At 61.3% G+C, this 10924-nt stretch carries 4 protein-coding genes and 5 pseudogenes; 1 reads left to right on the top strand and 8 read right to left on the bottom strand.

Annotated elements, in window-relative coordinates; all coding sequences use genetic code 11:
• Positions 1-1919, bottom strand: a pseudogene (addB, locus tag JCM25146_RS19950) (double-strand break repair protein AddB); the annotation flags it as partial.
• Positions 1916-2382 (bottom strand): annotated as a pseudogene (tsaE, locus tag JCM25146_RS19945) (tRNA (adenosine(37)-N6)-threonylcarbamoyltransferase complex ATPase subunit type 1 TsaE). The pseudogenes tsaE and addB, both read right to left, overlap by 4 nt.
• Before the next feature lie 436 nt (positions 2383-2818).
• On the opposite strand from tsaE, the gene JCM25146_RS14700 reads away from it, so the two are divergent.
• Positions 2819-3583: a response regulator transcription factor gene (locus JCM25146_RS14700; RefSeq protein ID WP_025828957.1), complete on the top strand. Its 765-nt coding sequence runs from the start codon at positions 2819-2821 to the stop codon at positions 3581-3583.
• A gap of 50 nt (positions 3584-3633) precedes the next feature.
• Here the strand turns inward: JCM25146_RS14700 and thiD are convergent, their stop codons facing one another.
• From thiD to JCM25146_RS14670, 6 genes and pseudogenes are all read right to left on the bottom strand, one after another.
• Positions 3634-4470: a bifunctional hydroxymethylpyrimidine kinase/phosphomethylpyrimidine kinase gene (gene thiD, locus JCM25146_RS14695; RefSeq protein WP_025828956.1), complete on the bottom strand. Its 837-nt coding sequence runs from the start codon at positions 4468-4470 to the stop codon at positions 3634-3636.
• A gap of 18 nt (positions 4471-4488) precedes the next feature.
• A pseudogene (gene glmM, locus JCM25146_RS19940) lies at positions 4489-5845 on the bottom strand (phosphoglucosamine mutase).
• Between the two features lie 139 nt (positions 5846-5984).
• Positions 5985-6769 (bottom strand): annotated as a pseudogene (gene folP / locus JCM25146_RS19935) (dihydropteroate synthase).
• A 342-nt stretch (positions 6770-7111) separates the two neighbouring features.
• The gene (gene ftsH / locus JCM25146_RS14680; protein WP_025828955.1) at positions 7112-9034 is read right to left on the bottom strand and encodes an ATP-dependent zinc metalloprotease FtsH; all 1923 of its coding nucleotides are present in this window, start codon (positions 9032-9034) and stop codon (positions 7112-7114) included.
• A gap of 207 nt (positions 9035-9241) precedes the next feature.
• A complete protein-coding gene (gene tilS, locus JCM25146_RS19930; RefSeq protein WP_242401177.1) occupies positions 9242-10480 on the bottom strand; it encodes a tRNA lysidine(34) synthetase TilS in 1239 nt (412 codons plus the stop codon).
• 21 nt (positions 10481-10501) lie between these two features.
• A pseudogene (locus JCM25146_RS14670) lies at positions 10502-10924 on the bottom strand (hypothetical protein); the annotation flags it as partial.

Raw genomic sequence — 10924 nt, 5'->3', positions numbered from 1 at the left:
CATCCACGGCCCCGCATCGGGCGCGGGGGGCCACACCCCTTCGGACAGGCCACCCAGAATAACGGTTTCCGCCGTTTGCAGCCGGGCTTCAAACAAGCCCCAGATAAGTACGCGCGGGGTGCAGGGCCTGCGGGTTGTTGCCCCGCCGGGTGGCCACACGCTCCTGCGCCAGAACAGCGCTCAGCAGCCCATCCAGCACAGCAGGCGGCTGCGGGGGAAGTACTTCGGTCGCCAGCATCAGCTCGCTCAGTCTGGCGGCAAGCAGGCTGCCGTCCTCCCCTTTCCACAACCGGGTGGCAGCCTCCTCCCCTTCCATACTGGCAAGGCGCTCAACCGTGGCAATAAGGGCTGCAAGCAGGTCGGGCACCCCAGCCTGATGCCGCATACCCGGCCCCGCCGCCAGATCTGCCCCGTCTGCCTGCTCCCAACCCAGAACAGGTGCCAGACACTGGGCCAGCCGCTCCATAAAGGCTGGCAGAGGCTCGGGGCCAAAGGGGCGGTCTGCACTCTCGCCCTCCGTTATGCGCAGGCGGTCCTTCTCGCGCTTGGGTTCCAGTTTGTCCCTGACGGCAGCACAAAGCCCGCAAACCCGGAGCGGGGGATGGGCCGCGCAGCACGGCACGCTCAAGCAGACGGGCAGAGGCACGGCACACACCCGGCGCCAGACCACAGGCCACCAGCGGGTGCTTGAGCACGGACAAAAGGGCCACGGGGGCAAACTGACTGTCCACCATTTGCGCGACCAGCCGCAGCAATACGGCAGCGGGCGTGTCCGCCAGTGTGGCCCCCGCACTGTCGTCTGCCAGAATACCCCAGCGTTCCAGCTCCGTGGCCACGCGGGCCGCCAGCCCCCGGTCCGGCGTTACAAGGGCTACGCGGTGGCCGGGCTGCTCCAGCGCATGGCGCATGACCATGCTGATGGCCACAGCTTCCTCCTGCTGGTCTGCGGCCTCAAACCGGCTGACATGGGGCAGCGCTACCGGGCCGGGCAGCGCCCAGTCATCCAGCGCTGCGGCAGGCAGCATAATGCGCGACAGCACTGCCGCACGCTCGGGCTGGCCACCGGGTGCGTCCCAGACCTCCACATCCTCGCGCCGGGTCTCGAGCCCTGCCAGCAGGTGACTTAGCCCCGCCTGCGGGTGGCTATCTGGTAGAGCAGCAAACACTGCCTGCGGCATGAGCGTATCCAGCCCCGGCAGAATGACCTTGCCCCCCGGGCAGGACAGAATGGCCCGCAATGCCTGCGCCGTGGGGGCCATGGCGTGTGTAAAGCCTGCCGCCCACAAAGGAGCGGTCTGCCCCTGTTCCCCCATGCTGCGCCACAGCCGCGCCTGCGACTCCAGCAGAGCAACCTGCCGCGCCACGGGGTTGATCAGCCCCTGAGCGTGCAGCCATTTGGGCCATTCCTCAGTCACGATTCCCAAAAACTGGAGGATGGTCTGCCAGTGCTCGGCGTGGTTTTCCTGCACCGCATCGGGCAGGCGTTCACGCAGGTTGACCCCTGCCCACTCCGCCTCGTCCATCAGCTCCGCCAGAGCGCGGGCCAGTGGCCATGCCTGATCCAGCGTGGGGCGGGTACCAAAGGCATTATTTGCCTTGAGCACCAGCAGAGTGAGCATGGCCAGCCGGGTCATGGCGGGTACGGCTGGCGGCAGGGCCAGTGCGTCCGCCCCACCACAGGGGGCCAGCCCCAGCTCTGTCTCGTCCAGTGCGCCAATGGGCATAATGCGGGGCAAAAGCATGCTGCGCCCATCCATCTGGCGCAAAAATGCCTCGGTCAGCGCACGGGCGGCACGGCGACCGGGCAGGACGATTGTGCCCTCGCCCATAGCCTGCGGGCCATGCCCTGCAGCCTTGATCCAGCGGGCGGCCAGATGGTCAAGAAAAGGCAGATGGGCGGGAATGCTCGCAAGCTTCATGCCCCGTGCTCCGGGGGAATGGGCTGTTGCAGCAGATGCACAGGCAACCGCCCACTCCAGCCCGCCAGCCGGGCATGGCGGTCTCCATCAGGTGTGACATCAAGCGTGATGTGCAGGGCCTCTGCGGGGGTCATGTCTTCCAGCCGTTCGGGCCATTCCACCACCATCACGCCCGTGCAGGCATCATCCACCCCAGTTCGTCCAGTTCGTCCGGGCTACCAAGCCGCCACAGATCAAAATGATACACCGTGGCCACGGGGGCATCATACGCCTGCACCAGCGTATAGGTCGGGCTTGGCACCTCCAGCGTGCTGTCCGCACAGAACGCCCGCAAAAAAGCCCGTGCAAACACGCTTTTGCCTGCCCCCAGCGGGCCAGACAGCAAAATGGCGTCCCCCGGCTGTGCAAGACCTGCAAGACTTGTGGCCAGTTGTACCGTATCGGCCTCGGTTTTGAGCAGCATGACCGCTTATGGCTCCCTTTCCATGATGGACACCTGCCCACGCCAGAGGTTCAGGATTGTCCTTTTTCATATCAGGCGGGAGGCGAAAAGAGTGAAGCACTGAAATTGTAAATTTTTTGCAAACTGGTCGTTTGTTAGAAATAATGCAACTTATTAAAGACTATCACCAGAATATCCCAAAAAAATTACTTTGTAATACTTTATTATTTGTGGTTTTCGCGTCGCAATCATGTATCATCACCTGCAAAGCTCAAGAAGCTTTTTGCCGGATATACGCCACAAAGCCATTCGTCGCTCACATATCTGTCATTACAAAAATCATAAAAAAATATGAATTTGTATTTATTTTTTTAGAAAAACACGTAAAAGTATTACCCAAGCCGATAAATACAACCACAAGGTGTATAACCCTTTCTGCAGCTATGTGAGGCCAGTCATGCGCATCCTGTTTGCCGAGGACAAATTTACCTCCAGCCGCGCCATTCTCTCCGCCCTGAAAAAAGCAGGCTTTGCGGCCGATCTGGCCCGGTCTGGGCAAAACGCCATAGAATTGCTGCGCAATTACGATTACGGGCTCGCCATCATCACCACAACCTTGCCGGATATGGATGGCTATACCATTCTCAACACGCTCCGGACGCTCAAGGTGGCAACGCCGGTCATCATTCTCTCTGATGTTGACACGCCAGACGCCAAAATCCGTGCCTTTGCACTAGGTGCGGACGATTATCTGGCCGAATCGTTTGAAACCGCCGAGCTGATTGCCCGGGTTCAGGCCATTCTGCGCCGCTCCAACGGATACGCTCACCCCATCGCCCAGGTTGGCTCACTGACCCTGAACCTCAACAACCATACCGTCACGGTGGGGAACCGACCCATTCATCTGACTGGCAAGGAATTTGCCATTCTGGAACTGCTGGTCCTGCGCAAAGGCATTGCCCAGACCAAGGAGACATTCCTGAACCACCTCTACGGTGGGCGGGATGAGCCGGACATCAAGATTATTGATGTATTTATCTGCAAGCTGCGCAAAAAGCTGCAAACCGTTGGCGCAGAAGACCTGATCTCCACCGTATGGGGCCGGGGTTACATTCTGCATGACCCGCAGGCAATGCCGGTACCAGCCCCCCTGCTCGCCCTCTCCCAGATGCCTGTCCCGCCCGAAGCTGCCATGCTCCAGCTCCACGCCGTTGCAGACTGAGCCTTACACCGCGGCTTTAACAACTGGCAGATTTTGCTGATTTATTTTTTTCAGGACCGGACCGCAGGGTACCATGCATGGGCATGCCACAAAGGCCCAGCCCCCCTGCCCAGTTCCGGAGCCTGTAAAATAGCCTCCTGCACATAAAGGCAGGACTGGCTGAGAGCATCTGGCAAAGACAATCCCTGCGCCAGAGTGGTGGCCAGCGCGCTGGCGAGCGTGCACCCCGTGCCATGTGTATGGCGGGTAGCAATGCGCCGCCCCGTAAAGGTGGTAAACCCGGTGGGGCCAAGCAGCACGTCCACCAGATTCTCCCCCGCCATATGCCCGCCCTTGAGCAAAACAGACGCCCCGGTGCGCTCATGCAGCCACAAGGCCGCGGCCCGCATGTCCTCCTCCGTGTGGATGGACTGGCCCGTCAGTTTTTCCGCCTCCGGCAGGTTGGGTGTGATCAACGTAGCAAGGGGCAAAAGCGTTGTGTGCAGGCAGGCCACCGCATCCTCCGCCAGCAAGGCGGCCCCCCCCTTGGCCACCATGACCGGGTCCACCACCACAACAAGGTCGGGCTTCTGCTGGCGGATACGCGCAATTTCCTCCGCCACGGTCTGTGTCTGCGCCACACCTCCGAGCATGCCGGTTTTAATGGCATCCACCCCGATATCTGACACCACACTACGAATCTGCTCACGCACGAATCCGGGGGGTATGGGCAGAATGTCCTGCACCCCCTGCGTGTTCTGTGCGGTCAGGGCGGTTATGGCGGTCATGGCGTACCCGCCAAGAGCGGTTATGGCTTTAATATCAGCCTGAATCCCCGCCCCGCCCCCGGAGTCGCTCCCTGCTATGGACAGAACTCTTGCACGCGAGGCAGTTATGGGCGGGGTCATATGGAGTCTTCCCTTGGCTCAGGCAGGCTGGGTCACTTTTTCCAGCACGGCGCACATCTGACTTACTGCCTCGTCCACCAGTGCCGCATCTTCGGCTTCGGCCATCACGCGGACAAGAGGCTCGGTGCCGCTCCGCCTGAGCAGCAGGCGGCCATGCCCGGCCAGAGTACGCTCCACATCATGCTGGCGCTGGCGCACCTCATCCATGTCCAACGGGCAGGCACCCGCATAACGGACATTACGCAGCTTTTGCGGGAATGGCTGGAAAAGACGGCAGACCTCGCTGGCAGGCGCCCGGCCTCAACCAGCACAGCCAGAATCTGCAAGGCAGCAATCAGGCCATCGCCCGTGGTGGCAAAGTCGGTCAGCACCATGTGGCCGGACTGCTCGCCCCCCACATTCACCCCCCGCTCCCGCATGCGCTCGACGACATGGCGGTCACCGACCGCCGTGCGCTCCAGCTCCACGCCCATTTTTTCCAAAAACCGTTCAAGCCCCATGTTGGACATAACCGTGGCCACCACGCATTGCCAACCAGACGCCCCTCTGCCGCCCATGACCGGGCGATCAGCGCCAGAATCTGGTCGCCATCAATCAAACACCCGGTTTCATCCGCAATCAGCACCCGGTCTGCATCGCCATCAAGAGCAATCCCGATATCCGCACCATGCTGGACAACGGCCCTGCACAGGGCATCGGGGTGGGTGGAGCCGCATTGTTCGTTAATGTTCACACCATTGGGCTCACACCCGATGCGAATGACCTCCGCTCCCAGCTCCCACAGGGCCGTGGGGGCCACGCGGTAGGCAGAACCATTGGCGCAGTCGATAACAATCTTCATCCCATCCAGCCGCAATTTGCGTGGGAAGGAGGATTTGGCGCTCTCGATATACCGCCCTGCGGCGTCATTCAGGCGGGATGCGCGGCCAATCTGGGCCGGGTGGGCCATATCCGCGTGCAGGTCGGTGACCATCAGGTTTTCTATGGTGCGCTCATCCTGATCGGAGAGTTTAAAACCATCAGGCCCGAACAGCTTGATCCCGTTATCACCAAACGGGTTATGGGAAGCGGAAATCATGACGCCCAGATCAGCCCGTAGGGAGCGGGTCAGCAGGGCAATGGCCGGTGTGGGCAGCGGCCCCACCAGAGTAACATCCATGCCAGCCGACAAAAACCCGGAGACCAGAGCGCTCTCAATCATATAGCCGGATAATCTGGTATCCTTGCCCAGCAGAACGCAATGGCGGTGGTCCCCCCGGCGGAAGTGCAGCCCTGCGGCCTGCCCCAGCTTCTGGGCAATTTCCACTGTCATGGGGGCCATGTTGGCGGTACCACGAATACCGTCTGTTCCGAAAAATCGTTTCATAATACTCATTCCATTCCGCTCTCGGCAATGGACCTGAATACTCTGGCCGTTGCTGCGGAAACTCCTGTCCTGCTGGTCTTTGTCTAAAACGGTTTTGGATTGGAAGAAACCGTGTTCAGGCGACAAAACATCATTTTGGCATGCCGCTTTATCCGTCCTGCACGCCCTGCCACACCTGCACACCCTGAGCCATGCTGGCCACATTATGCACCCGCAAAAGCGGGTTCCCCAAAGGCAGGGCCATAAGAGATGCCGCCATGGTGCCGCTATCGCGCTGGGCCGGGTCTGCAACTCCGGTGAGCGCACCAATCATCCGCTTGCGCGACAGGGCAAACACCACACGGCAGCCCAGATTGGCCAGCAGCAACACCCGGCGCAGCAGCACAACATTCTGCTCCTGTGTTTTGGCAAAACCAAAGCCGGGGTCCACCATCAGCGCTCACGGGCTATCCCCCCCGCCACGGCGGCCTCCACTCTCTGCCCCAGTTCGCGCACCACATCGCAGGCAACATCCGTGTAATGGATATGGGCTTCCATGGTCTGGGGAGTGCCGCGCATATGCATGAGCACCACACCGCAGTTTTTGTCAGCCAGCAAAGGTAGAGCGGCGGGGTCATGCTCAAGGGCCGAAACATCGTTAATGACCTGCGCACCCGCAGCCAGCGCCCGTTCCATAACCAGACTGTTGCGCGTATCGACCGAGAGCGGCACAGCGGGCATGCTCTGGCGCAGCCCCTCCAGCACCGGCCCAACCCGCTCCCACTCCTGTTGGGGGGAAATAACTGCGGCACCGGGGCGTGTGCTCTCCCCCCCTATGTCGAGCACGCCGGCACCATCATGCACCATCTGATACGCAGCCTGTAAGGCGTGAGCGACGTTAAAATGCTGGCCCGCACAGCTGAAGCTGTCTGGCGTGGTGTTGAGAATCCCCATGACCAGAGGCCCCGCAGGCAACCCCGCATCCGACACGGGAGAGACAAGGCGCTGCACAACGGGCAACCACGTATGGGGTATGGCACTGACCGGCATAGGGCCTGCAACCGTCTCCCCCTCAATCAGCCGCACCATTGAAAAGGCGGTGCCCCCGTTATGGAGTGGCAGCGCACACCCCTGCACAATAGCCTCCTGCGCGGCCTGCCCGAACAGCAGCCCCATGGGCTCTACCAGCCTGCGCCACATATGCTTACCCCCTGTGTGGTCCCCACCATGCAAAAGAGGCGGCACAACGTGCCGCCTCTTTGATACTGAACGTGCTACCAAACCGCACAACCTGCCCTAGCCGGGCTGAGGAGCGGGTACCGCACCGGCATCATCCGCCGGGCCTGACGGTGCCTCCCCAGAAACCTGCGGCACGGAGGCACGGCGGTTAACCGGGCCATCTTCCGTTTCTTCCGGCCGTTCAATCGGCTGGCCCCGCATGATCTGGCGAATTTCCTCACCTGTCAGGGTTTCATATTCCAGCAGGGCTTCGGCCAGACGGTGCAGTTCATCCACATGGTCGTGCAGATAATTGCGGGCCTGCACATAGGCCTCGTCAATCAGGCGTTTGACTTCCATGTCAATGTCACGCGCCGTCTGTTCGGAGAAGTTGCGCGCGGCACCAAAAAAGCTGTTGCCCTGATCATCATCCGCATAGGCGATCATGCCCAGCTTGTCGCTCATGCCCCACTCGGTCACCATGCTGCGGGCCACGCGGGTGGCCATTTTAATGTCGCCCATAGCGCCATTGCAGATGTTGTCCTTACCATAGACCACTTCTTCAGCCACGCGCCCGCCCATGGCTACGACCAGATGGGCAACTGCGTTCATTTTGCTCATGGACAGACGGTCATCCTCAGGCAGGCGCATGACCATACCCAGTGCCCGCCCACGCGGAATAATGGTGGCCTTGTGGATGGGTTCGCTCTCGGGCACCAGCACGGCGGTAATGGCGTGTCCGGCCTCGTGGTAGGCAGTGCGCTTTTTCTCGTCATCACTCATGACAAGGGAGCGGCGCTCAACACCCATAAGCACCTTGTCCTTGGCATCCTCAAACTCGCGCATGGATACGGTGCGCCGTCCAAGGCGCGCGGCAGACAGAGCGGCCTCGTTTACCAGATTGGCCAGATCCGCACCGGAAAAACCGGGCGTGCCACGGGCAATAATGCGCGGGTCCACATCGGACGCCAGCGGCACCTTGCGCATGTGCACGCGCAGGATTTTCTCACGCCCGCTTACGTCGGGGTTGGGTACCACGACCTGACGGTCAAACCGGCCGGGGCGCAGCAGTGCGGGGTCCAGCACATCCGGGCGGTTGGTCGCGGCAATCAGGATAACACCCTCATTGCTTTCAAAACCGTCCATCTCAACCAGCATCTGGTTCAGGGTCTGCTCGCGCTCGTCGTTACCGCCGCCCATGCCCGCACCACGGTGGCGGCCAACGGCGTCGATTTCGTCAATAAAGATGATGCACGGCGCGGATTTTTTGCCCTGTTCAAACATGTCTCGCACGCGGGAGGCACCAACACCGACAAACATTTCCACAAAGTCGGAACCGGAAATGGTGAAGAAGGGCACATTGGCCTCACCCGCAATGGCGCGGGCCAGCAGGGTCTTACCCGTACCGGGGGGGCCAACGAGCAGCACGCCTTTGGGAATTTTACCGCCCAGCCGTGTGAACTTCTGCGGGTCTTTGAGGAAATCCACGATTTCCTGCAACTCGCCCTTGGCCTCATCAATCCCGGCTACGTCTTCAAACGTGACACGTCCGTGCTTTTCGGTCAGCATTTTGGCGCGGGATTTGCCAAAGCCCATGGCCCGACCGCCCGCACCCTGCATCTGCCGCATCATGAACAGCCATGCCGCCACCAGCAGGATAATGGGCAGGGAGTTCAGGAAGTAACGCAGCAGCGGGCTGCCATCCTGCTCCAGTGGCTTAGCCACAACCTCCACCCCCTTACCCACCATGCGCGAGACAAGGGAGGGGTCCATGGGGGCATAGGTCTCAAACGCTGTGCCATCGGTCAGCGTGCCGGAAATATTGTGGTTCTGCATGACAACAGAGCGGACATGCCCTGAATCAATATCGGCCACAAAATCGGAATATGCCAGTTGCTGGGCGGCATGCTGCGCCGAACCCGGCTGGAACATGTTCACCAGTAACAGCAGCACCAGGATAATGCTGACCCAGAGTGCCAGATTGCGACCTAAATTGTTCATCTTGCCCGAGTGTCCATACTTCTAGTGCGTAAAGCGCCGGAGTGTCCTGCCATCTTGCCCGGTGCTCGGGAAAAAAAGCAACCTTTGCTCTTATTAAATGGGATGGCTGAACCGTTTTCCTAGTCCGCTGGCCCGATATAGTTCCCGTCGTGTCCTTTTTTACATCCGTACACGCCCAGCCCGGTTACGGGAACAGGGGGTTTGAACTCAAAAAAGGCACCCGCCCATTCCGCCGTGCGGCACCACCCCAGATGGGGCACGGCAACAGTCTGCCCCTGCCACCACAAAGCAGGCAAGCCCGCGCAGAACAGGGCTGGCCATCCGGCACGGACCCTGCGCTCCAGCCCGTAACCAGCAGCCCCGACATATACCCCGCAACGCAACAGCAGAAGGGGCATGCAGCACAAAGCGGCTATCCCAGAGCACACCGGGGCTGGCCACCACGGGAGCCGCCACCGCAGCCTGCTCGCGGATGACAAACCACTCATCACGCCATCTGGCAAGGCGGGTACCAGCCAGCGTGCCACCTACTCCTCCCTTTTGGCATAACCGCGCCACGGCGGCAGGTGCGGGCGGGTACTGCTGCGCACCCACACTGCGGATCAGCCCCGACAATACGGCGGGCTCAGGCAGGGTCGCGCCCAACCCAACCCACCCTTGGGGAAAAAACACGCAACGCCGCGCCAGACTGGCCGCCTGTGCACGGTCGCGCGCCATACGCGCACACCCCGCATCCATGGCCATGCACCAGAACTGCTCGGATAAATGGCTCTGTTGCAATGCTGCACGCACACGCACACGCTCGGCCCGCATATCCTGATTGGAAGGGTCATCCACCCAAGCAAGCCCCGCCTGACGCAGCGTATTGCGCAAAGCCGTGCGTGAGACAGCCAGCAAAGGCCGCACAAGCCGCACGTCTGGCATATGGCTGATCCAGCCCATACCGGCCAGACCATCCGGCCCACTGCCTGCATTGGCGCGCATCCATGCCGTTTCCGCCTGATCATCAGCCTGATGGCCCAGCAACAGGTCCACGCAGCCCTCCTGCTGGCAGGCCTGCACCATGCGGGCATAACGGGCCATACGTGCGCGCGCAGCCATGGCAGGGCCTTTGGTCAGCCCTGTTAGCGTCAGCAGTCTGGCTGGCACGTCCATAGCGTGCAGGCGCTCAAGCGTAAGCTGGGCTTCAGCCCCAGATTCGGGGCGCAGGCCGTGGTCCACCACAAGAGCCAGCAGGTTGCGCCGCCAATGCCGCGCCAGCCATGCAAGGGCCAGACTGTCCCCCCCACCCGAGACAGCAAGAGCTACGGGGGCCTGCCCCGCCACATCCATGCCCCACGGACCAAGAGTGTTCAGGAGTGCGGCAAACCAGTGGGGGGAAACTGGCTGGTCTGAAAAAACCGGACGCTGGAGAAAACAGACCGAAATACGCCTAGCCCCCGCCACGCAGGTGCATGCACCACAACATCAGTTACAGCCGCCCTTGCGCCCGTAAATTTCCGCCGCACGGGCCACGCGCGGCGCGGGGGACGGGAACTCGTTATTCAGCTTGCCCAATGCCTCGCACGCAGATTTTTTATCTCCCAGTGCCAGAAGGGAGGCGCTCACACCCAGCAGGGCATCCGGCGCACGTCCACTTTTAGGGGACTGGCGGTAGGCATCGTAATACGCCACGGCGGACTGGCGATACTGCTTTTGCCCCGCAAGGGACTGCGCCAGCAGGAACTGTGCATCCACCCGGAACGCACCCTTGGCACTTTTGAGAGCAGCCTCGGCATTGTCATGCGCGGTATCGTAATCACGTTTTTGCAAGGCGGCCTTGCCTGCGCTCAGCAGGGCATCGGGCGTTGTGGGGCGGGCAGCAGGCTCTGCCGGCGGCAGGTGCTGCGG

This window comes from Acetobacter okinawensis JCM 25146 (assembly GCF_000613865.1).
GTDB lineage: Bacteria > Pseudomonadota > Alphaproteobacteria > Acetobacterales > Acetobacteraceae > Acetobacter > Acetobacter okinawensis.
The sequence above is the reverse complement of the archived record's forward strand: the minus strand, read 5'-3'. Positions and strand labels throughout refer to the sequence as shown.